Annotated in this window: 15 protein-coding genes; 10 read left to right on the forward strand and 5 right to left on the reverse strand. The window is 71.5% G+C overall.

Annotation, left to right across the window (positions count from 1 at the left end):
* Nucleotides 1-58 precede the first annotated feature (58 nt).
* Genes ABZ434_RS13400 through ABZ434_RS13410 form a run of 3 tightly spaced genes read left to right on the forward strand, consistent with a single transcriptional unit; the run spans nt 59 to nt 2,605 of the window.
* The gene (locus ABZ434_RS13400) at nt 59-556 is read left to right on the forward strand and encodes a hypothetical protein (protein ID WP_359135275.1); all 498 of its coding nucleotides are present in this window, start codon (nt 59-61) and stop codon (nt 554-556) included.
* Nucleotides 557-603: 47 nt separating this feature from the next.
* A complete protein-coding gene (locus ABZ434_RS13405; protein ID WP_359135026.1) occupies nt 604-1,323 on the forward strand; it encodes a hypothetical protein in 720 nt (239 codons plus the stop codon).
* Between the two features lie 22 nt (nt 1,324-1,345).
* Nucleotides 1,346-2,605, forward strand: coding sequence for a lytic murein transglycosylase (locus tag ABZ434_RS13410; RefSeq protein ID WP_359135030.1), 1,260 nt, complete (start codon nt 1,346-1,348; stop codon nt 2,603-2,605).
* Between the two features lie 15 nt (nt 2,606-2,620).
* Here the strand turns inward: ABZ434_RS13410 and ABZ434_RS13415 are convergent, their stop codons facing one another.
* Nucleotides 2,621-3,685, reverse strand: coding sequence for an ATP-dependent DNA ligase (locus ABZ434_RS13415; RefSeq protein ID WP_359135032.1), 1,065 nt, complete (start codon nt 3,683-3,685; stop codon nt 2,621-2,623).
* Between the two features lie 97 nt (nt 3,686-3,782).
* On the opposite strand from ABZ434_RS13415, the gene ligD reads away from it, so the two are divergent.
* Entirely contained in the window at nt 3,783-4,793 is a 1,011-nt protein-coding gene (gene ligD, locus ABZ434_RS13420; RefSeq protein ID WP_359135277.1) for a non-homologous end-joining DNA ligase, read from the forward strand.
* Nucleotides 4,790-5,869, forward strand: coding sequence for an ABC transporter permease (locus ABZ434_RS13425; protein ID WP_359135034.1), 1,080 nt, complete (start codon nt 4,790-4,792; stop codon nt 5,867-5,869). Before ligD ends, ABZ434_RS13425 begins: the two co-directional genes overlap by 4 nt.
* Nucleotides 5,870-5,884: 15 nt before the next feature.
* On the opposite strand, the gene ABZ434_RS13430 is transcribed toward ABZ434_RS13425, so the two are convergent.
* Nucleotides 5,885-8,122, reverse strand: a complete 2,238-nt coding sequence (locus ABZ434_RS13430; RefSeq protein ID WP_359135038.1) for a family 16 glycoside hydrolase — start codon at nt 8,120-8,122, stop codon at nt 5,885-5,887.
* Entirely contained in the window at nt 8,119-10,611 is a 2,493-nt protein-coding gene (locus ABZ434_RS13435; RefSeq protein ID WP_359135040.1) for a ThuA domain-containing protein, read from the reverse strand. Before ABZ434_RS13435 ends, ABZ434_RS13430 begins: the two co-directional genes overlap by 4 nt.
* Before the next feature lie 279 nt (nt 10,612-10,890).
* On the opposite strand from ABZ434_RS13435, the gene ABZ434_RS13440 reads away from it, so the two are divergent.
* The 5 genes from ABZ434_RS13440 (at nt 10,891) to ABZ434_RS13460 (ending at nt 20,222) form a co-directional block, all read left to right on the forward strand.
* The gene (locus ABZ434_RS13440) at nt 10,891-11,913 is read left to right on the forward strand and encodes a multicopper oxidase domain-containing protein (RefSeq protein WP_359135042.1); all 1,023 of its coding nucleotides are present in this window, start codon (nt 10,891-10,893) and stop codon (nt 11,911-11,913) included.
* 411 nt (nt 11,914-12,324) lie between these two features.
* Entirely contained in the window at nt 12,325-13,059 is a 735-nt protein-coding gene (locus tag ABZ434_RS13445) for an ABC transporter ATP-binding protein (RefSeq protein WP_359135044.1), read from the forward strand.
* 161 nt (nt 13,060-13,220) lie between these two features.
* Complete coding sequence (locus ABZ434_RS13450) at nt 13,221-16,544, forward strand: FtsX-like permease family protein (protein ID WP_359135046.1); 3,324 nt, start codon at nt 13,221-13,223, stop codon at nt 16,542-16,544.
* A 1-nt stretch (nt 16,545) separates the two neighbouring features.
* Nucleotides 16,546-19,263 carry an FtsX-like permease family protein gene (locus ABZ434_RS13455; protein ID WP_359135048.1) on the forward strand — a complete coding sequence of 906 codons (2,718 nt, stop codon included), beginning with the start codon at nt 16,546-16,548 and terminating at the stop codon, nt 19,261-19,263.
* The gene (locus ABZ434_RS13460) at nt 19,260-20,222 is read left to right on the forward strand and encodes an ABC transporter ATP-binding protein (protein ID WP_359135050.1); all 963 of its coding nucleotides are present in this window, start codon (nt 19,260-19,262) and stop codon (nt 20,220-20,222) included. The genes ABZ434_RS13455 and ABZ434_RS13460 overlap by 4 nt, the downstream gene beginning before the upstream one ends.
* Before the next feature lie 186 nt (nt 20,223-20,408).
* Here ABZ434_RS13460 and ABZ434_RS13465 read toward each other — a convergent pair whose 3' ends face one another.
* Together ABZ434_RS13465 and ABZ434_RS13470 are read right to left on the reverse strand one after the other, a co-directional pair.
* A complete protein-coding gene (locus ABZ434_RS13465) occupies nt 20,409-22,604 on the reverse strand; it encodes a DEAD/DEAH box helicase (protein WP_359135052.1) in 2,196 nt (731 codons plus the stop codon).
* Nucleotides 22,605-22,711: 107 nt separating this feature from the next.
* Entirely contained in the window at nt 22,712-23,494 is a 783-nt protein-coding gene (locus ABZ434_RS13470; protein WP_359135054.1) for an IclR family transcriptional regulator, read from the reverse strand.
* Nucleotides 23,495-23,673: the final 179 nt, after the last annotated feature.

A 23,673-nucleotide genomic window follows, 5' to 3' on the forward strand; every position in this document is an offset into this window, starting at 1 on the left:
GACCGGCCGGCAGGGAGAGGCAACGATGGCACGGGTACGGATGACGAGGAATCCGCTGGTGGCGGCGGCGATCGTGCTGACGGTCGCGGCGGCGGGCGCCGCGGGCTGGGGCGGGGCGTCCTGGTACCGGGCGGAGCACGACGGCTCGGCGGCGTACGCCCAGGCGCGCGACGACGCCCTGGCCGCCGGCGAGCAGGCCGTGCAGAACATGAACACGCTCGATCACGAACAGCTCGCCAAGGGTCTCGACAGCTGGGAGGACTCCACCACCGGGGACCTGCACCAGCAACTCGTCGACGGGCGGGACGGGTTCGTGAAGCAGATCCAGGCGGCGAAGACCGTCAGTACGGCCAAGGTGCTGTCCGGTGCGGTCACCGAGCTCGACGACAGGGCCGGGAAGGCGGGCGTGATGGTGGCGCTGCGGGTGACCGTGACCGCGCCCAAGGGCAAGCCCGCGGTGAAGGAGAGCCGGATGCTGGGACAGCTCACCCGCACTCCCGAAGGGTGGAAGCTCAGCGCCCTCGGCCAGGCGCCCGTCGGCAACACCGCCGGCTGACGGCTCACGCCACCGACTCCCACCCCGCACCGAGAGGACCCACGGACATGTCGACGACCCGCCACCTCGTGAACCGGCAGCGACGCCTGGCCACCGTCGCCGCCGAACGCACAGCCACGTCCGCCCCCGTGCGCGAGCCCGTGGACCCCGGGACCGTCCTGGACGGTTCCGGGCACGACGAAGCCGCCGTCGACGAGGCGGAACCGCAGGAGAAGCCCGGAAAGGAAACGCCGCGCTCCGGCCGTCCGCCCCGGCTCCGGATCGGACTGCCCACCGCACTCTGCGCCCTGACCGTCCTCCTTGGCGCGTTCGCCGCGTGGGCGTTCACCTCGGCCGCCACCCTGGACGACGACCCGGGCAGGCGGAACACCGCGCTCACCGACATCGCCCGCACCAGCGAGGTGAAGGGGCAGATCACCGAAGCCGTCGGCGCGGTGTTCTCGTACAACTACGCCTCGCCCGCCAAGGCCGACACCGCCGTGAAGAAGTACCTGACGGGCAAGGCCGTGCAGCAGCACGAGGACATGCTCGCCGAGGTACGGGCGCAGGCACCGAAGCAGAAGCTCGTCCTCACCACGACGGTCACCGAGAGCGGTGTGGAGCTGCTCGACGGCGACCGTGCCCGGCTGATCGTCTTCGCCGACCAGAGCAACACCCGTACGGGCAAGTCGGAGGAGACCACGTACGCCGCGGCGATGTTCGCCGTGGACGCCGTCCGCCGGGGCGGCACCTGGCGCATATCCGCCATCGACACGTTCACCCGGTGACCCGGGGGAGAGGAGAGCACGCATGAGGTTCAACGGCACCATGCGCCGCGGAATCGGCGGCACCGCCGCCGCCGTCGCCGCGATGGCAGCGCTCACCGCGTCCCAGGCACCGGGGCTCGTCGCGCACGCGGAGACGCAGAAGCAGAAGCAGAAGACGGAGACTGACGAGGTCAAGTGGTCGCAGGTGGCCAATGACGACGCGTACCACACCGAACTCCCGCCCCTGAAGAGCCCCGAGCCGCCCGAGCCCGGCGTCAAGCGGAGCAAGGCCGCTGTGCAGTCGTGGTCCGAGGCGGGGATCCCGTCCACGGTGCTCGCCGCCTATCGCAGGGCGGAGAGCTCGCTGGGGCGCAGTGACCCGGGCTGCCGGCTGCCGTGGCAGTTACTGGCGGCGATCGGCAAGGTCGAGTCCGGGCACGCGGGCGGTGGGCGGGTCGACGCCCACGGTGCGACGCTCTCCCCGATCCTGGGGCCGGTGCTCAACGGCGCCGGGTTCGCGAACATCCCGGACACGGACGGCGGCGGGTACGACGGGGACAAGACCTACGACCGGGCCGTCGGCCCGATGCAGTTCATCCCCTCGACCTGGGCCCACTGGGCGAGGGACGGCAACGGCGACGGGCGCAGCGACCCGGGCAACATCTACGACGCCTCCCTGGCCGCCGGAGCCTATCTCTGCGCCGGCACCCGCGATCTGACGGCGCGTGCCGACCTCGACCGGGCGATCCTGAGCTACAACCACTCGGACACCTATCTGCGAACCGTGCTGTCCTGGCTGGCGTTCTACCGCATCGGCGTCCATGTGGTGCCCGACGGCAAGGGGGCGGTGCCCACGAGCCCCGGAGCCGGCAGCCCGAGCGAGCCCGAGCGCCCGGTGGGCGGGCCCGGCGCGGGGAGCGACGGGGGCGGCGGCGGAGGCATCGAGGTCGGCCCGCAGCCCAGCCACTCCACGCGTCCGACGGCACCCGGCACCGCGGGCCCGGGCGCGAGCCCCTCACCGGGCGACACCGGGTCCCCGGACCCCGGTGTGCCCACGGCCCCGGGCACACCCGATCCCACCGACACGGGTTCCGCGAGCCCGGACCCGACGACGACTCCCGACCCGGGCACCTCGCCCGACCCCGGCACCACGCCACCCGGCCCGGGGGAGACCGGCTGCCCGACGGACCCCGCCTCGCCGGACCCGACGGACACCCCGGGAGCTACGGAGACCCCGTCGCCGGACCCCACGGACACCGAGGAGCCCTGCTCCACCGCGTCGGTGCCGCCGGCCGCCGACTGATCCCCGGCGGTGCCGTCAGCCGCCCGCCGACAGCACCTCGGCCAGGTCGTACCGCACCACCTCTTCCAGTTGCGCGTACGTGCAGCTGTCGGGGGTGCGGTCCGGCCGCCACCGGCGGAACTGGGTCGTGTGCCGGAACCGGTCGCCCTCCATGTGGTCGTACGCCACTTCACAGACCCGCTCCGGACGCAGTGCCACCCAGGACATGTCCTTCTTCCCCGACCAGCGGCTCGGTGCGCCGGGCATCCGGGAGCCCGCGTGCGCCTCGGCGTCCGCCCAGGAGCCCCACGGGTGCTCGGCGACATCGGTCACCAGGGGTTCGAGCTCGGAGACGAGTTCGGCGCGGCGCTTCATGGGGAAGGCCGCGCAGACGCCCACGTGCTGCAGGGAGCCCTGCTCGTCGTGCAGCCCGAGCAGCAGCGAGCCGACGATGGGACCGCTCTTGTGGAAGCGGTAGCCCGCCACCACGCAGTCGGCCGTGCGCTCGTGCTTGATCTTGTACATGGCCCGGATGTCCGGCCGGTACGGCAGATCGAGCGGCTTGGCGACGACCCCGTCCAGGCCCGCCCCCTCGTACCGCTCGAACCACTCCTGCGCCACGGCCGGATCGGTGGTCGACGGAGCGAGATGGACCGGGGCCGAGGCCTCGGCCAGCGCGGCCTCCAGCACCGTCCGCCGGTCCGACTGCCGGGTGTCCAGGAGCGAGTCGTCGCCCAGCGCGAGGAGGTCGAAGGCGACCAGGCTCGCCGGGGTCTGCTCGGCCAGCAGCCGTACCCGGGAGTCGGCGGGGTGGATGCGCTCGCTGAGCCGGTCGAAGTCGAGCCGCCCGTCGTACGCGACGACGATCTCACCGTCCACGACACAGCGTGGCGGCAGATTCTCCCGGGCCGCGGTGACCAGCTCGGGGAAGTAGCGGGTCAGGGGCTTGCCGGTGCGGCTGCCGATCACCACCTCGTCCCCGTCCCGGTGCACGATCGCCCGGAAGCCGTCCCACTTCGCCTCGTACTGCATGCCCGGCGGGATCCGTTTCACGGACTTCGCGAGCATCGGCTTCACGGGCGGCATCACCGGCAGATCCATGCTCCGATTGTGAACCGTGCAGCGTCCGGAGTCTTCCGATATGCGGCATATGTGTGCCCGGCCTACGGTGGCCGACATGGCAGCAGCGGGCAAAGCGGTGGAGCTGGAAGCGGCGGGACGGGCCGTACGGCTGTCCAGTCCGGACAAGGTCTACTTCCCGGAGAAGGGGTACACGAAAAGGGAGGTGGCCGAGTACTTCCTTGCCGTGGGCCCCGGGATCCTGCGTGCCCTCCGCAACCGGCCCACCACGCTCCAGCGGTTCGTGGACGGGGTCGAGGGCGAGTTCTTCTACCAGAAACGCGCCCCGAAGAACCTCCCCGAATGGATCCCCACCACCGAGATCTCCTTCCCCAGCGGCCGGTCCGCCCGCGAGATGTGCCCCACGGAGGTGGCCGCCGTCATCTGGGCGGCCAACCTCGGAACGCTCACCTTCCATCCCTGGCCCGTCCGCGGCGGCGACACCGACCACCCCGACGAGCTGCGCATCGACCTGGACCCCCAGCCCGGCACCGACTACACCGACGCGGTCCGTGCCGCCCATGAGCTGCGCTCGGTCCTGGACGAGCACGGACTGCGCGGCTGGCCCAAGACGTCCGGCGGCCGGGGCATCCACGTCTTCGTGCCCATCGAGGCACGCTGGACGTTCACCGAGGTCCGGCGGGCGGCCATCGCGGTGGGGCGCGAGCTGGAGAGCCGGATGCCCGACCGGGTGACGACCGCATGGTGGAAGGAGGAGCGGGGCGAGCGGATCTTCGTCGACTACAACCAGACGGCCAGGGACCGGACGATCGCCTCCGCCTATTCCGTGCGCCCCCGCCCGCACGCCCCGGTCTCCGCCCCGCTGCGCTGGGAGGAGATCGATGACGCGGAGCCGCGCGACTTCGACATCCGGACCATGCCGGTGCGCTACGCGGAACTGGGCGACGTGCACGAGGACATGGACCAGGAGGCCTTTCGGCTCGACTCCCTGCTGGAGCTCGCCGACCGGCACGAGAGCGACGGCGGCCCGGGTGATCTGCCCTATCCGCCGGAGTACCCGAAGATGCCGGGCGAACCGAAACGGGTGCAGCCCAGCCGCGCCCGCCACGACGAGGACAGCGACGCATGAGCACATCCGGCCAGGAGCCCGGGGCGCACCACGGAGCGCACAGCAGGCCGCTGACCGGGGGAGAGAAATGGGCGGCGTTCAAGGAGTCGCCCTACTTCCCGGCAACCGTCCTGGTGTTCATCCTCGCCGCCGCCGCAGGGCTCTTCGCCGGCTCGTACACGTACGCGATGGCCAACCCGACCCCCCACCGGATTCCGACCGCAGTGGTCAGCCAGCCGGACACGGGCCGCGGCAAGGAGTTCGTCGCCGCGATGGACGAGGCACTGGACGCCTCCCTCGTCATCCATGTCTACAGAACGCCGGCCGCCGCCCGTGAGGCGCTCGAGGAACAAGAGGTCTTCACCATCGTGCGGTCCGGCAGCCGCGGGGTCGCGCTCGACGTGGCCGGCGCCTCCGGCGCGGCCGTCGCGCAGCTGCTCGCCGAATCCGCGGTGAAGGTGGGGGACACCCTGGACATCCCGGTCGCCGTCATGGACGTCAAACCTCTCCAGAAGGGTGACCCCCGCGGACTCGCGCTGTTCTACATCTCGCTCGCCGCGGTGATCGTGGGATTCGTCGGCTCCATCCAGCTCAGCGTGCACGCCAGGAGCCTGATCCCTCTGGAACGGATCGCGTTCACCATCGTCTACTCACTGCTGGGCGCCTTCGCCATCGCCGCGGTGGTGGACTGGGGGCTCGGCGCCGTCGATCTGCCCTTCGCCGAGTCCTGGCTGATCCTGGCGTTCACGATGTTCACGTCGGGCATGGTCTTCACCATGTTCAACACCCTGATGGGGCGCTGGGCCATGCTGCCGACCTGGGGAGTGATGGTGCTCCTGGGAAACCCGTCATCCGGCGGTGCCGTGTCCTGGCCGCTGCTGCCCTCGCTGCTCGGGCACATCGGGCGGTGGCTGCCGCCGGGCGCCTCGGTCAACGCCCAGCACACCGCCGTCTACTACCAGGGCTACCAGAAACTCTTTCCCTTCCTGGTGCTCGGGGTCTGGTGCCTGGTCTCCATCGCGGTCTTCTGGGTGTGGCGCCACCGGCACCCAGGAGGCCGCGACCACATGCCCGGGCATGCGGCCGCGGCCACCTGATGCGCAACGGTGCGACTACAACTCCTTGATCCGGATGTCCCGGTAGGAGATCACGTCCGAGGTGCTGTGGACCTGGAGCCCGATGTAGCCGGAGGCGTACCGCCGGCCGTCGGTGCCCGGGTCGTCACCCCGCGGCGGCTCGAAGAGCTGACCGCCGGTGTTGTCGAACTCGTTGAGCAGGACACCGTTGCGGAAGACGGAGTAGTGCTGGTCCACCACCCGGATCTCGTAGTCGTTCCACGTGCCCTTGGGAGTGACCCCGGCACCGGCGAGACCCACCCGGTCGAATCCGTACACGGAGCCCGTCTTGTACATGTCGCCGTCCGGCCGGTCGTTGACCTGGATCTCATGGCCGTACTTGATGGCGACCCACTCCGGATTCGGCTCCTCCGGATTGTCGTGGACGTTGGGGAAGCGTACGAACACGCCACCGTTGGCGTTGCCCGTGCCCGGGGCGTCGTCCCGCCACTGGAGCTTCAGCGAGAAGTCCCCGTACTGGCGGCCCGGGAACCACAGCATGCCCATGCCGTCCACCGTGGTGGAACTGGTGATGGCGCTGTCCGCCTCGTTGAGCGCGAACTGCCCGCCACCCACCTGCTGCCACTTGGCGAGCGAGGCGGCCGTGCCGTCGAAGAGCTTGCGGTAGCCCTCGTCCTGGCCCGGCTTGCCGATGCCGGACTGCTTGGCCGCGCGGTAGATCTTCTTGTGCTCGCGGGCGTCGATCACCCCGGCGGTGAGCAGCTTGTCGAGGACCTTGTCGACGTGCTTGAGGAACAGCGCGTGCGACGACCAGTCCTTCTCGTCCTCGATCAGCTCGTTGATCGTGCAGCGGTTACCCGTGATGCGGTTGGGGACCCCGGTGTCGACCGTGCCCACGATGACGGTGAGCCTTTCGTCGAACTCGGGGCAGTTCGGCGCCGGGACGCCGCCGCTCTGCGCGACGGTGAACGACACCTGAGCTGCCTCGGAGGTGTTGCCGGCCTTGTCCGTGGCCCGGTGGGCGAGCGTGTGGTAGCCGATCCGGTCGACGATGACGGTGGTGGTGTAGGCCAGGTAGGGGCCGCCGTCCAGGGAGTACTCGACCTTGTCCACCCCGCTGCCGGCGTCGGTCGCGGTGACCGTCACCTTGGCACTGGTGAGGTAGGCGCCGTCCGAGTTCTTGTCGCCCTCGACCTTCGCTGACGTCTCGGGCGCCGTCGTGTCCTCGGTGGGCGGCTCGATGACGGTGAAGTCCACCGCCTTCTCCGCGGCCGCGTTGCCCGCCTTGTCGGTCGCGCGGTAGCGGACGTGCTGCGCCCCCACCGCGTGCACCATCACGGGACCGGTGTACGGCTGCCAGGCGCCGTCCGCCCCGAGCGCGTACTCGATGGTGTTGACGCCCGAACCGGTGTCGGACGCGGTGACGGTGACCGTCGCCATGCCCAGGTACCGCCCCTGGTCGTCCTTCTCCCCGGACACGGTCGCCGAGGTCTCGGGCGCCGTCGTGTCGTCCGTCGGCACAGGGGCGACCGCGAACTCGGCCGTCTTCTCCGCGGCCGCGTTGCCCGCCTTGTCGGTGGCGCGGTACCGGATGAGGTGCGAGCCGACCTCGTTCACGACGACCGGCACGGTGTACGGCTGCCAGGCGCCGTCGGCCCCGACCGCGTACTCGACGGTGTCGACGCCCGAACCCGCGTCGGTGGCGGCGAGGGTGACGGTGGCCTGGCCGATGTACGCGCCGGCGGCGTTCTTGTCGCCGTCGACCTTCGCCGAGGTCTCGGGCGCGGTCGTGTCCTCGCCGCCGCCCCCGTCGGTCACGGTCAGGATGCCCTGCATCGTCTCGTGCCCGGGCATCGTGCAGTGGTAGAAGTACCGGCCGGGGGTGAGTGTGACCTCGGCCGTGTGCTTGCCGCCCTGGTCGTCACCGGGATTGGCCAGCAGGTTCAGACCGACGTCGTTGTTGAACTCGGGGTCCGACACGCTGAAGGTCAGCGTGTGCGGCATGCCCGTGGTGTTCCCGGTCGCCTCACTGTTCTCGAAGACGATGGTCGCCTTGCCGGCCACCGCTGTCTTCGGCGCGGAGAGGTAGTGGTCGATGGGGTCGCCCGCCGTCCAGGTCAGCACCTGGTCGGCGGCCGCGTCCGCCGGCGCCGCCGTACGGCCGTACGCAGCCGTCGAGGTCAGCCCCAGCACCATCAGGAACGACCCCAGCAGCGCGAGCCACAGCCGCGCGGGCCGGAACCGCCTTCGGAAGAAGATCGAACGGTGTCTCACTGCACTGCCGCCTTCCTGGCCAGATCCTTGGCGGCCGGGGTCGCTGCGCCGCCCTTGTACGTCACGCGCCACAGCGCGGACTTGGAGTCGGAGGTGAAAAAGCCGCGCCCGTAGTCCAGGACGTACAAGGAACCGTCCGGGGCGAACTTCCAGTCCATCAGGTTGCGGATGCCGTTCGCGCCCACCGGGATGATCTCCTTGAGCGACTCGGCGTGCGTGGGCAGTCCGCCCTTGCCGACCGTCCTCGGATCGGTGAGTACGGCGTGCCGCGGCTGGGTGTCGTCGTAGAAGTCACCGACGAACCACTTGCCGTCCCAGTACGCCGGCCACTTGCCTGCGCTGGTGCTCGCCGCGTCGTACCGGTAGACCGGGCCGTTCATCGTGGCCTGGCCGCCGCCCTTGAGCCAGGGCAGGAGCTCCTTCTGGTCCTCCACCTTGTAGCTCGGGATGCCGTTCGCGTCGCGCGGGTAGTCCACGCCGCCCCCCTGGGGCGAGTACCAGATGGTGTTGGACGTGATCGGCGGCAGCTTCACGAGACCGTCGTTGTTCGGCGACTCGTTCTTGGGGTGGTCGCAGTCGTACCAGCCGAGCGGCTTGCTCGGATCGGGCAGATTGCGGTCCCGGTAGGGCTGCTTGTTGCCCATGCAGTACGGCCAGCCGTGGTTGCCCGCCTGGGTGATCGCGGCGAAGGTGTCGTACTTGGCCGGGCCCCAGGTGGTGCTCGGGGCGCCCGCGTCGGGGCCGACCCAGCCCGCGTACAGCGTGTCGGTCGACTTGTCGACGGAGATCCGGGCCGGGTTGCGCACACCCATCACGTAGATCTCGCCGCGGGTCTTTCCACCGCCCTCGTCCGGCTCCTTGCCGGTGAAGAGATTCCCCGCGGGCAGCGTGTACGTGCCGTCGTCCTCGGGGTGGATCCGCAGGATCTTCCCGTTGAGGTTGTTCGTGTTGCCCGCGGTGCGCCGGGCGTCGGAGAACGAGACGCCCTTGTAGTTCGGCTGCGGGTTGTTGCCCGAGTAACCGTCGCTGAAGCCGGAGGAGTTGTTGTCACCGGTCGCGATGTACAGGTTGCCCTTGGAGTCCCACGCCATGCCGCCGCCGGCGTGGCAGCAGCTGTGGATCTGCACCGGCCAGTGCAGCAGCACCTTCTCGGACGACAGGTCCAGCTTGTTCGTCGCCAGGTCGAGGGTGAAGCGGGAGACCTGACGGACCGCCATCTGTTTGTCGCGGTCGATCTTGTCGTGGGGTGTGTAGTGCAGGTACACCCAGCCGTTCTTCTCGAAGTCCGGGTCGAGCTCGATGCCGAGCAGGCCCTCCTCGACCTTGATCAGCTCGTCGCCGCCGCCCTTGTTGCCGAAGACCGTGAGCTCGCCGGCGAGGGTGACCTTCTTGGTCGCCGGGTCGTAGACATGGATCTGGCCCAGGCCCTTGCCGACGTTCGGGTCGTTCCAGTCGGTGACGACCGGCACGCTGCTGTCGGCGCCGCCGCGGCCGATGTACAGCACCCGTCCGTCGGGAGCCGTCACCAGCCCGTGGGGTTCGCCGATCTGGTCGTTCCTGCCGGGCTGATTGGGCTGAGTGACCCGCTCCGCCGTGTAGTTGGAGGTGATCGTCGCCTTGCAGTCCGCCTGCGAGATCCGGGTCGTCCAGTCCAGTGCGCCGCGCAGATGGTCGCGGAAGTCCGCCTCGGCGAAGCTGTCGACGGTCCCGCCCATCGCGGTGTAGAAGGACCGGCCGCCGTCGTAGTCACGGCACCAGGAGACCGGGTGGTCCCAGCCGTTGGCGCTCGTGCCCGGCTTGTAGGTGATCTCCCGGACCCGCGCCACGGTGTGCACGTCGCCGGACGGATTGTCCTTCCAGTTCAGCCACTTGTCCGGGCGCTTCCACTCCAGCGGCAGGTTCTTCGTCGCCGGGTGCTGCCGGTCGCCGATCTCGACCGTCGCACGCTGCACGGCGGTGGGGCTGCCGGCTGCCGGACGTGCACCGACGAGGCCGGTGAACCAGTCCGAGTACGGCTCGGTGCGTGCCGCGTCATGGATGCCGAGGAAGCCGCCGCCGGCCTCCATGTACGCCTCCAGACCGGCCTCCTGCTCGGGGTCTAGGACGTCACCGCCACCCGTCAGGAAGACGACGGCGTTGTACTTGCCGAGCTGCTTGCCGTTGGTGAAGACGGAGGCGTCATCGGTGGCGACGGTCTTGAACCGGCCCGCCTCCGGGCCGGTGAGCCCGATCCGTTCGACCGCCGCGATCCCGGCGTCGACCGTCGGTGACTCGTCGGTGGCGGAGGCGTGGAATACGAGCACCTTGACGTTGGCGCCGCCCGGTGGCGACGGCAGGGACAACGTTGTCGCCAGGGATTCCGGAGCCCGGGGATCCGTTCTGGCGCTGGCGGCATTGCCACCGAGCAGGGATGCGGTCAGTGCGCCGGCCGCAACGGCCGCCGCGAGCCCGCGTCGTGATCTGGACCTGTGATGTGGTGTGCGCTGCATGTGGTCACCCACCCCTCTTTGGTCACTGCAACAGCTTTGGCACTGCAACAGCGCATGAAGCTAGACCTCTTTTCGCGACTCGCCAATAGCTATGGCAGCAATGACACGAACTTTGTCCTTAGTGTGGATAAACGAAGCTCCCCGGGCTACGGTATGGCCCGTTCCGGCGGTGGGCCGTGCACGCGGCCCACCGGCCCACGAGGCCTGCGCACTTCCTGCTTCTTTCCGTGGCTGCCTCGGCTTTCTCCGTAAAACCCTTCCAGCAGTGGGGAGTTCGACATGGACCGAAGGAGCTTCAACCGGCGGGTTCTGATGGGTGGCGGGGTGGCGGCGGCGACCGGCGTGACATCGTTGTCCCTCGGCGCGATCGAGGCCACCTCGGCGGAGAACCCGCCCCGGACGGCCCCCGCGGGAGGGGTGGTCCGCCATCTCAAGCTGTACGCGGAGAAGTTGGCGGACGGCTCGATGGGCTACGGGTTCGAGAAGGGCAAGGCCTCGGTCCCCGGACCGCTGATCGAGGTCAACGAGGGCGACACCCTGCACATCGAGTTCGAGAACACCATGGACGTGGCGGCCAGCCTGCACGCGCACGGCGTCGACTACGACATCGCGAGCGACGGCACCCGGATGAACCGGAGCATCGTCGAACCGGGCGAGACCCGCACGTACACCTGGCGCACCCACGCCCCGGGCCGGCGCAAGGACGGCACCTGGCAGCCGGGCAGTGCGGGCTACTGGCACTACCACGACCACGTCGTCGGTACGGACCACGGGACGGGTGGCATCCGCAAGGGGCTGTACGGGCCGCTGATCGTCCGGCGCAAGGGCGACATCCTGCCCGACAAGACCATCACGATCGTCTTCAACGACATGACGATCAACAACAAGCCCGCTGACAAGAGCCCCGACTTCGAAGCCACGGTGGGGGACCGGCTCGAAGTTGTCATGATCACGCACGGCGAGTACTACCACACGTTCCACATCCACGGTCACCGGTGGGCGGACAACCGCACGGGTCTGCTCACCGGCCCCGACGACCCGAGCCGGGTCATCGACACGAAGATCGTCGGGCCCGCGGACTCCTTCGGCTTCCAGGTCGTCGCGGGCGAACACGTGGGCGCCGGCGCCTGGATGTACCACTGCCATGTGCAGAGCCACTCCGACATGGGCATGGCCGGAATGCTGCTGGTGGCCAAGGCGGACGGGACCGTGCCGGGACACGAGGGACACACCATGGGGTCGTCGCCGGAGGCGGGTCCCTCCGGGAAGGCGAAGGCGCCCGAGGGTCACCAGGTGCATTGATCGCGAGCGTTGCCGACACCCGCCGGGCTCGATCGTGGTGCGGGCGCCCGGTGTGGTGCGGTCGTCCGGGGCTGCACCACACCGGAGTCCTTCATGTCCCGCCGAGATGCCCGACCGGCCGTTTCCGGAAGGAGGCGGCCGGCCGAACGTGTCCGCTCGGACCCTCCTGTCGCGCACGCGGTGCCGGAGACGGGCATCACCAGGGCGACGGCACCTGACCTGGGCCTGGCGATCGGCCCGAGCCGGGGCCCATGGGCCAGGATGCCGCCGAGGAGCGGCGCACAGCCCGCGTCATCGGATACCGGACGGGGGGTCCACGGCAGTCGCAGGGCTCCGGCGGCCACCCGCCGTTGCCCGGACGCACGCCTCTGAACATACTGGGCCCGACCGATTCCGTACGGGGGGTTCTTCATGACAGAGAGCATCAGCGCGCACGCCGGCACCGCCTTCGCGGCGGGCAGCGACGGCGGACCCATGGTGCGGGTGGAGAACGTGCATCGTTCCTACGGCTCCGGGGCCGCCGCCGTCCACGCCCTGCGCGGCGTCTCCTTCGACGTGGCACACGGTGAGCTGGTCGCCCTCAAGGGCAGATCGGGCTCCGGCAAGACGACACTGCTCAACCTGGTCGGCGGGTTCGACGCCCCCGGCGAGGGCCGCGTCACCGTGGGCGGCACCGATCTGGCGGACCTCGGGGAGGACGGCCTGCTGGAGCTGCGCCGCGACCGGATCGGCTTCATCTTCCAGTCCTTCGGCCTGATCCCGATCCTGACGGCCGCCGAGAACGTCGGTGTGCCGATGCGCCTGCGCAGAACCGATCCGAAGGAGCGCGACGAAAGGGTCGAGCTGCTTCTCGGGCTGGTCGGACTCGCCGCACACGCGGAGCAGCGGCCCGGTGAGCTCTCCGGTGGCCAGCAGCAACGTGTCGCCATCGCCCGCGCACTCGCCAACCGGCCCGCCCTGCTGATCGCCGACGAACCGACGGGCCAGCTGGACGCGGAGACGGGGCTGGCGGTGATGGAGCTGCTGCGTGCCGTGGTGCGGGCCGAGGGCGTCACGGCGCTGGTCGCCACGCACGACGCCCAGCTGCTGGGCCTGGCCGACCGGGTGCTCGAGCTCAACGACGGCCAGATCGTCGAGCACGTCTGATACACGGCTGAAGCACCGCATTCCGGTGTTCACGCACCGAAATCCGGTCACAATTCGATCAAGTCGTGTGGGGGGACGGTGTTCTCCGAGCGCGGTCTCTGTAAACATCCCCTTCGAAAGAGTTTTCGGGGGATGCGTACAAGGCACTTCGGGGGAGACCGGTGACGGGATTTGTGTTTCTGCGCGTCCGCGGACACCGGCTGCTCGTCACGGCGGCGCTGCTCGCCGTCCTGTTGACCACCGCCGTACTGGCCACCCTCGCCGCCTTCGCGGGTTCCGTCGGCGACGCCGGTCTACGTCACGCCCTGCAGACCAGGGACGCGGCCGCCGCCTCGCTGGTCATCAAGGCGGAGAGTCCCGGCGCGGACCGTGCGGCGGCCGTACAGGCGGTCCGGCGCGGAGCCCGGCAGTCCTTCGACGGTCTGCCGGTGACCCTGAGGCAGTTCGACCGCTCGGGGCCGTACGCGCTGCCGCGCGGTCTGCAGCCGCCGGCCGCCCGCCTGGGTGAACCCGACCTCACCACGTTCGCCCTGGTGGACCGCTCGCGGGTCCACCTGTCGAAGGGCGCCTGGCCGTCGGCGGGACAGGGCGACGTGGTCGGGGTCGCCGTGCCCGAGGCCGCCGCGGCGCAGCTGGAACTGTCGCCGGGGCCGCGGGTGCTGACCCTTGCCGACCGGCTCGGGGGTCCCGCGGTGCGGATCCGCGTCACCGGTGTCTATCGTCCCGTCGACCGGAACGATCCGTACTGGCAGCTGGACGAGCTGGGCGGGCGCGGTGTGCACAAGGACTCGTTCATGACGTACGGGCCCCTGCTGACCGACACCGCGGCCTTCGGGTCCGGCCGGATCACGCAGGGCGGTCTGTCCTGGCTGGCCACGGCCGACTTCGCCACATTCGGCGCCGACCGGATCGACTCCCTGCGCACGGCCGCGAAGAACAGCCAGGACTTCGTCGCCGCCCAGCCGGGGCTGGAGCGCGGCGTCACCACGCGCACCTCGCTGCCGGGCGTCCTCGGCACGTTGGAGCGGGCGCTGCTCGTGTCCAGGGCGACTCTGCTGATCATCTCGTTGCAACTGGTGCTGCTCGCCGGGTACACGCTGCTGCTGGTGGCCCGGCTGCTGAGCACAGAACGCGCGAGCGAAACCCAGGTGCTGCTGGCCCGCGGCGCGTCGCGTGGCCGTCTCGCCGCGCTCGCCGCCCTGGAGGCGCTGCTGCTCGCGCTGCCGGCCGCCGTGTGCGCGCCGCTGCTCGCAGGTCCGCTCACCCGGTTGCTCGCCGGCCAGGGGCTGCTGGCCAGAATCGGGCTGCACGTCGACACCGGCCCGACCGCGGAGGTCTGGCTGGTCGGCGCGGTCGCGGCACTGGCCTGTGCCGCGGCCGTGGTGGCCCCGGCGCTCACCGCGGCAGTGGCGGCACGCGGCCGCGGCGGCACGCTGCCCGCACCGCTGAGGACGGGAGCGGACATCGCGCTCGTGGTCGTCGCCGCGGTCGCGTTCTGGCAGCTGGACCGGCGTGCGTCGGGCGGCGCCCTCAGCGGTGACCACGAGGGCACCCTGGGCATCGACCCGTTGCTCGTCGTCGCGCCGGCGCTCGCGCTGCTGGCCGGGACCGTCCTCACCTTGCGGCTGCTGCCGCCGACCGCGAAACTCGCCGAGCGGCGGGCCACCGCGGGACGGGGCCTGACCGTCTCACTGGCGGGCTGGCAGATCAGCCGCAGACCGCTGCGCGGCGCGGGACCGGTGCTGCTGCTGGTGCTCGCTGTCGCGATGGGCATGCTGGCGATCGGCCAGGGCGCGTCCTGGGACCGCTCGCAGGACGACCAGGCGGACTTCCGGTCCGGCGCCCCGGTGCGCGTACTGGGCAGCGGCACCTCCCTGTTCGGCCAGGGCGGTGTGTACGACGGGATGCCGGGCGTACGGGCCGCGGTGCCGGCCGCCCGTACCGGTCTCTTCCTTTCGGGCGGACGCCAGGCCACCGTACTCGCGCTCGACACCGGGCTCGCAGGGACGGAACTACGGCTGCGGGACGACCTGGCCGACACCGACCCGGACGAGTCGCTGAAGGCCCTGCGCCCGGGGAAGGCCGCACGCATCGGTGTGCTGCTGCCCGATGACACGGCGCGCCTCGTTCTCGATGTCACCCTGAGCGCCGCCGATGACGGCCCGGACGAGCGAGAGGGCACAGCCATCACTCTCACCCTTGAGGACCGCTTCGGAGTGCCCTACCGGCTGCAGACGGACACGCTCGCGGCGGACGGCAAGCAGCACGCGTTGACCGTCGACCTCGCCAAGGCGGCAGACGCCCCGGCGGGAAGGGCGGCGGGTCCGCTGGCGCTGACCGGGGTGGAATTCGACGAGGCGGGCTATCCGGACCGGATCGCCGCCAAGCGGCTCACGATCGGCGGGATGCGCTCGGTGACCGCGGACGGCGCCACCCGGAAGGTCACTGTGCCGAAGGGGCTGGCGTGGGGGGCGAAGGCCACGGTGAGCGTCGAGCCCGACTCGTCCAGTAACGAGCGCGGCCCGGCGATCACCGCCGTGGGCTCGTCGTCGCGGACGCCCCTCGACGTCTCGTACCACACGGGCAGAGCGGTGTCCGAGGGCCGATGGGGCCCGACGCGCCTCGTCACCGTCCGGGTCGTCGCCGAGCGTGGGGAAACGGCTCTGCCCGCCGCTCTCGCCACCGACCGCTTCCTCGAGTCCAGCGGTGCGAAGACCGGATCCGTGATCCACATCCCTATGCCCGGAGGCCCCGTCAAGGCGAAGATCGTGGGAGTTCTCCGCGGTGTTCCGACCACTGGGCCAGGTGCGGGCGCCCTCGACCCGGCCGCCACGCCCGCGACCGACGGCGGCGCGCTGCTGATCGATCTGCGAGCCGTCAACCGGGTGCTGGCCACACGTCCCGACTCGGCGTTCCCGCCCACCGAATGGTGGCTGTTCACCGAGCGCGGCGCCACGGACGAGGTCGCGGCGGCCCTGCGTGACAGGGCCGAGATCGACCCGACCCAGATTCAGGTGCGCGACGAGATCGCCGAGGACCTGCACGACGATCCGCTCGGCGCGGGCCCGCAGTCGGCCCTGCTCGCGGTGGCTCTCGTCGCCGCGGCGCTGGCCGCGGTCGGCTTCGCGGTGAGCGCGGTGGGAACGCTGCGGGAACGCTCGGCGGAGTTCGCGGTGCTCCGGGCACTCGGCGCGCCGCGGCGCCAGCTGGCCCGGCTGCTCACCGTCGAGCAGTCACTGCTGATCGGGCTCGGGCTGCTGATCGGGCTGGCCCTCGGCGCGGTGCTCACCCGTGCCGTCGTACCGCTGATCGTGCTGACCGGGCAGGCCACACAGCCTGCTCCGAGTGTGCTGGTGGAACTGCCGCTCGGGCGCGTGGCGCTGCTGGTGGCGGGAGTCGCCGCCGCACCCGTGCTCGTCGTCGCGGCGCTGGCGATACGTCGAGTCGATCCCGCCACGGCGCTGCGTGTCCAGGGAGGCGAGTGACATGAAGGCCGCTGCCCCCTGGGTCCGCACCCGGCTGCGTACGGCGCCGGGACCCGCCGTCGCCCTGCTGCTCCTCGTCCTGGCCACCTCCTTCCTCGCCGCGGCCTTCCCGCGCGCGGTGGACGCGTACGAAGGCCGGGGCCTGCGCCACGAGGTGAGCGCGGCCGTACCGTGGCGAAGCGTCATCCAGCTGACCAGCGATGCGCGGCAGGAGATGGACGGTGAACCGGACAGGAGGGCCGATGCGCTACGGCCCCCCCGGCTGACCGGGAATCACCGGCGAATCCTGGCCGCCCTGCCGGACTCCCTGCGCGCCGACACGGGCCAGTCCGCCTACGGAGCACGCACCCTCGACCCGGTGGAGGCCACCGACGAGTGGCTGCCCGAGCTGAACGGCGGCCGCCCGGTATTCACCCTGTCCACCCAGGCCGAAGTCGCCGAGCACTCCACCCTGACCTCGGGGCGGCTGCCCAGGACGACCGCGGGATCCGTCACCCCGGCCACCCCCACCGTGGAGGCAGCGGTCACCTCCGCCACTGCCAGGTCCCTCCGCATCAAGGCCGGCTCGATCGTCCATGTGCCGCGGGCCGAGGGCGCACCCCTCGCCGTGCGCGTCACCGGCATCGTCGAGCCCCGTCGGCCGCAGCAGAGCTATTGGTCCGTCGAACCCGTGCTGCGCACACCGACGTACCTCCAGACGCTGGAACCCGACCCTCAGCCGTACTGGCACGGCGCACTGCTGCTGGCCCCCGGAGCGGCACCCGTCCTGCTGTCCGTTGCGGTGGACACCGAGGCCTACTGGCGTGTCGCTCCCGACCCGGCCGGGATGGACATCGCCGACCTGCCCCGCATCACGCAGACGATCGCCTCCCTCGAACACGGCCCGCTGCAGACCGCGCTGCGCACCGAGGTCTCGCCGCAGCTGGAGATCAGCTCCGGCCTGGACGACGTCCTCATCGAGTTCGACGGCATCCGTGCCGCCATCAACCCCGTGGTCGCCGTCGCGGCCTTCGGCGTGGGCAGCGTCGCGGGAGTCGTCCTGCTGATGACCGGCGGCCTGACCGCCTCGCGCAGGCGCGCCGAGCTGTCGCTGCTCCGCTCGCGGGGCGCATCGGTCCGCGGTATCGCGGGGCGGCTGCTCGCCGAGGTCGCCGTTCCCGTGCTGCCCGGTGCGGCACTCGGCTGCGCGCTCGCACTCGTCGTCGTCCCCGAGGGCCGTACGCTGCCGGCGCTGCTCGCCTCGGCCGCGGTCGCGCTGTTCGCCTGCGCCACGCTGCCGCTGATGGCGGCGTTCCTGCACCGGCGGCCGGCCCTGCACGGGGACCGGGACGATCTCGTACGGGCCAGACCGTCGCGCCGCCGGACCGTGGCGGAACTGACGCTGCTGGTGCTGACCGTGGCAGCGGTCACCGCACTGCGGCGCCGGGGCACCTCGGACGGCGATGTGGACGCACTGATCAGCGCCGCCCCGGTACTGGTGGGTTTCATCGCCGCACTGCTGTTCGTACGGCTGTATCCGCTGCCCCTGCGGCTCGCGGCGCTGCCGGTGGCGCGACGGCGCGGTGCCGTCGGCTTCCTGTCACTCGCCCGTGCGGGCCGCTCCTCCGCCACCGCCGTCCTTCCGCTGCTGGCGCTGCTCGTGGCCCTGACGACAGCGGCGTTCGGTGGCTCGGTGATCTCCGGTGTCGACGACGCCCGGGCGCGCGCGTCCTTGGTCGCGGTCGGCGCCGATGCCCGGATCGACGCCGACCGGGCGCTGCCGGACACGCTGGCCGGGGCGGTACGGAAGGTGGCCGGGGTGACCGACGTCGCGCCCGTCTACCGGGAGTTCGGTCTGGACCTGCGGGATGCCCGGGCCGAGGCCGTCACGCTGCTCGCCGTCGACCCCGATTCGTACGCGCGTCTGGCCGGCCGTACCGGGCTCGGTGCCTTCCGGGCCGCTGAACTGCGGAAGTCCTCCGGAGCGCTGCCCGCGCTGGCCTCCCCCGCCGTCGCCGAGCGGCTGCGCGGGCGGACGGCGACGATCGGCCCGGCAAGCGGCCCGATCCCGGTCCGCGTGGACATGGTGCGCAGCAGCACTCCCGCCGTCGCCGCGGGTGACTTCCTGGTGGTCGACGCGGCGGGTCTGCCGGGCCGGCACCCCGCCTCCACGCTGCTGATATCCGGGCCCTCCGTGGCCCGCGGCGACCTCGAGGAAGCGGCCCGCGCGGCGGGCTCCGCCACCGTGAAGCTGCGCTCCGCCGAAGAGGACAACTTCACGATGTCACCCGTGCAGAGCGGTGCCGAACGGATCTACGTGCTGGCCGCGGCGGCGGGAGCCGGGTACGCGGTACTCGCGCTGGTGCTCTCGGTGCTCCAGACCTCCGCCGAGCGGACCGCGATGCTGGCTCGGCTGCGCACCATGGGCCTGACCCGCCGCCAGGGGCGCCGTCTGCTGATTCTGGAGAACCTCCCGCAGGCTCTGCTGGCCGCCGTGGGTGGTGCGCTGGTCGGCTGGGTGACGATCCTGCTGCTGGCTCCCGGAATCGATCTCGGCCGGCTCGCCCTGGCCGATCAGGCGGCTTCGCTCGGCCGAGTACAGCTGCGCACCGACCCGGTGAGCCTGCTGCTGCCCGCGCTCGGAGTGGTGGCGATCGCGTCGGCGGTGGCTGCCGCACAGGCCTGGATGATCACCCGGCGTACGACAACGACCGAACTCAGGGTAGGAGACACGCGATGACCGAGTCCGCCACAGGCATCACGCTCGGCGAGCTGGAGCGCCGGGCGGCGGCCCGGCGCGACCGGCCCGAATACGGCCATGACGCGCTGATCACCTGTGACCGTCTGGTCCGCATCTTCTCCACGGACGGAGTCGAGGTGCAGGCACTGCAAGGGCTCGACCTGCTGGTCCGCGAGGGGGAGCTGATGGCCCTGGTCGGGGCGTCCGGCAGCGGCAAGTCGACGCTGATGAACGTCCTGGCGGGTCTGGACGAGCCGACGGCGGGCGCCGCGAAGGTGGCCGGATGCGATCTGCTGACCATGAGCGCGAAGGACCGGCTGCGCTACCGGCGCGAGGTGGTGGGCTTCGTCTGGCAGCAGACGGCACGCAATCTCCTGCCGTATCTGAGCGCCGTGCAGAACGTGACGCTGCCGATGCAGCTGGCCGGCAGCCGGAAGAAGGCCGAACGGGCCGCGCGCGCCGAATCGCTGCTCTCCCTGCTGGAGGTCGCCGACTGCCGCGACCGCCGCCCGCACCAGATGTCCGGCGGCCAGCAGCAACGCGTCTCCATCGCGGTGGCACTGGCGAACGAACCGGCGGTGCTGCTCGCCGACGAGCCGACGGGCGAGCTGGACTCCCAGACCGCCGAGGAGGTCTTCGCCGCGCTGCGTATGGCGAACAAGGAGCTCGGCACGACGATCCTCGTCGTCACGCACGACCAGTCGGTGGCCGCCGAGGTCCGCCGCACGGTGGCCATCCGCGACGGCCGCACCTCCACGGAAACCCTGCGGCGCACGGAGGTCGACGCGACGACGGGCCAGCAGTCCGTGGTGGCCAGGGAGTACGCCATGCTGGACCGCGCGGGCCGCCTTCAGCTGCCCGCGGACTACACCGATGCCCTGGGCATGCGTGACCGGGTGATGCTGGAGCTGGAGCCCGATCACATAGGCATCTGGCCTGACGACACGGCCGGGCACTAGCGAGCTCGTGCACGGTTGGTGGTCGGGCGTCGAGCTCTGCCGCCGCGAGTACGCGGACGACACCGTCCCAGCCGTCACCGGCCTGCTGCCACGGCAACGGACCGCAGACCGGATCCCGGCTCGGACATGAGCAACGAGGTCCCGTCGACCCCGTCGACGTCCCACCACTCACCGTGCACGAGGTCGTCAGCCGCCCGCGTCCGCCACCGCGGCGAGGCGCTGCTGTTCCTCCTCGACGATGCGACGGGCCAGTGAGCCGTCCGACACGTCCACGGCGTCCGGCGTCGTCTCGGCGACGTCGCTGCGCCGTGCGTACGCGTCGAACAGCCGCTCCTTGCGGGCCAGGATGTCGAGCAGCCGCTGGTCGACGCTGTCCGCCGCGAGGAGCCGGTGCACCTGGACCGTGCGTATCTGGCCCATCCGGTGGGCACGGGCCACGGCCTGGTGCTCCATGGTCGGCTTGATCTGCGGCTCGCAGAGGATGACGACCGACGCGGCCTGCATGTTCAGCCCGATCCCGCCCGCCTGGATCTGGCTGAGCAGCACCGCGTGTCCGTCCGCCGCGGCGAAGTCGTCGATCAGCCCCTGGCGCCGCGCGGCCGGCACGCTTCCGGACAGCGGGCCGAAGACACCTTCCCCCAGGGACTGCCGGACCGTCTCCAGGACCTCGCGGAAGTACGAGAACACGACGACCTTCAGCCCGTTGTCCTCGGCCTCCGCCACGAGCTCGCGCAACCGGTTCAGCTTGGCGGACGTGGCCGGGTGGGCGTACGCCGCCCGGCGCATCCGCATGAAGTGCCCGGCGGCCACCGCCTCGTGGTAGGCCCGCTGGTCGGCGTCGCTGAACTCCTCCCACTCGTCGACCTGTATGAGGGAGGGGAGCTCGGTGAGCACGTCCTGCTGGTTGCGGCGCAGGTAGGCGGGGGCGACGGCCCGGCGGAAGGCGTGCGAACCGGCGACACCGTGCGTGGTGCTGACCGAGGGGGCCAGTTCGGGCCGGAGATGGCGCACGAGGCTGCGGAACTCCTCCACGCGGTTCTCCATGGGTGTGCCGGTCAGGAAGAGCACGTGCTCGGTCCCTTCCGACCAGCCTGACACCGCACGGGCACGACGCGTGGCCGGATTCTTGACGTAGTGCGCCTCGTCGACGACGAGCATGCCGGGCCGCACGCCGCTGTCGTGCGCGAGGGGGAGGGTGTGCAGGGCGTCGAAGGTGGTCAGCGCGACCCCGCCGCTCTCGCGCCACTCGGCGAACGCCGCCTGCCGCTCCGGACCGTGCACCGGCAAGGGGCGCAGCGTGGACCGGGCACGGATCTCCCGCGTCCAGTTGATCAGCACGCTCGCGGGGCAGACGACCAGGAAGTGCGTCTCGCCGCGCGCCGCGAGATGTGCCAGCGCGGCGATGGCCTGCACGGTCTTGCCGAGCCCCATCTCGTCCCCGAGGATCACCCGCTTCTGCGCGAGCGCGAAGCGCGCGCCGAAGGACTGGTAACCGCGCAGCGAGACCCGCAGCCGGGCGTCGTCCAGCCGCAGCCCGCGGACCCGGTCCGCGATCCCGGACGGCAGGAACCCCTCGGCCGCGTCACGGTCGGGACCGGAGCCGGACATCTCGGCCAGCAGGCTGTAGTACTCCGCGGACCGCAGTTCGAAGTCGACCCAGGCGGCGACGTCGGAGGCCGGGTCCCGCAGCAGGTCGACGGACACCTGGCCGAAGAGCAGGGGAAGTTCGCGCTCCACCGCGTCGGCGACTGCCGCCCGCACGGAGGCGACGGCCTCGAGCGTCCTCGCCCGGGCCTCCCGCCGGGTGAAGACCATGCGCAGCCGCCCCCGGGCCGGCCCGGCGGCGGCCAGGAGCGGCTCCAGGCAGCCGGCCAGCCGCCGGGCCCCGTCCACGGCCCGCCGCACGTGCGGCCCCGCCTCGACCAGCCGGTACAACGCGGTGACCAGGGCGGTCGTGGCATCGTCGGGGGTGTCCACGTCTATCCGCACGGCGACGGTGTCCCGCACCGCGTGCGCGATCTGGCCCGCGGCGGCCAGGGCCTGGTCGGCGGTCTGCGCGCCGACGCCGGGAATCTGGCGGAGCTCGTAGCGGCCGGCCCCGTACACCTGTGCCACCGTCGTGAATCCGGCCTGCTCGACCGCGCCGAGGCGCAGCCGGCCCTCGGTGACGTCCTTGAGCCGCGACACCGGGATGGCCGACAGCTCCTTGCCGACGAGGGCGTCGAGGAGCGGGTCCAGAGCCGTGCGCACGGCGCCGACCGCACGGGTGTGATCCGACAGGACACCGCGCGCGGCGTCCACCAGCACGTCGGCCCGCGCCAGCAGTTCCCGGGCGGCCCGCCCGGTCGGCACCCCGCCCTCCGTGGACCCGGCCTCAGTCATGTCGTACCTTCTGTCCCCGCCGCCTTGCCGCTGCACCCACCGGCCTTCCGCCCGGAGCGACTCATATCGTCCCATGCGCGACCGACAGCCCGGGTCCGGCGGACACTTCACGGCGCGGGAGGCCGCCGCTCCGACGGAGACAGCAGCAGCACCTCCAGGGCGCGTGCGCAGGAACGCGCCTGCTCCAGGAACCAGTCGATGCGTTCATCGGTGATCACGGACGGGGTCGCCCGTACCGCCAGGGCGAAACGGGCGTACCCGGCGCCGTCCAGCACGGGCACCGCCAGGGTCCGCACCCCATGGGCCGACTCGCCGTCGTTGACTGCGTGGGTGTCGGAGCGGACCCGGGCCAGCTCGGCCTCCAGAGCCGCCGGATCGACGATCGTCCGGTCGGTGAAGGCCGGCAGCGGCGGCAGGGAGGAAGGGCCACCGTCACCCGGCCGCGCCCAGGCCAGCAGGACCTTGCCCAGTGCGGTGGAGTGCAGCGGCCGACGCAGCCCCACCTTGGGGGTCACCGAACCCCCGGCGACGATCACCGCGTGCGGTCCGCTGCGCAGCGCCAGGTCGGCGGTGGCACCCGTGCGTTCGGCGAGGTCGGCCAGCTCGGGGGCGGCCAGATGCAGACCACGCTGATGGTAGGAGAGCCGGCCCAGTTCGGTCACGGCGGGCCCCAGCCGGTAACGGGAGGTCCGGGCGTCCTGTTCGAGGAATCCGGCACCGAGCAGGGTGCGCGCCAGCCGATGGGCGGTGGAGACCGAGAGCGTGAGGCGGCGGGCCAGATCGGAGGCGCTCAGGTCGGGACCGTTGTCATGGAAACAGTGCAGGACGTCCAGGGCGCGCTGTACCGCCTGCGCCCCACCGGGAGCGCGTACTGCGGCGGTCTCGGTCATGGGGGTTCACTCTCCGCTCGTGGGGATGCGGGGCTTGACGTTGCCACATTACGGGAGTCCGGCCGGGCCCGAATCGCCTGGTGAAACACGCCGTTCATGCTCAATCCCACATCATGGGAAGCGAGTTGTGGGCGGGCGTCGCCCCGTGGCAGGCTGCAGCCGTCACCACCGACGAGCTG

Origin of the sequence: Streptomyces sp. NPDC005761 (genome assembly GCF_040630635.1) — a bacterium.
In the GTDB taxonomy this organism is placed as follows: Bacteria; Actinomycetota; Actinomycetes; order Streptomycetales; family Streptomycetaceae; genus Streptomyces.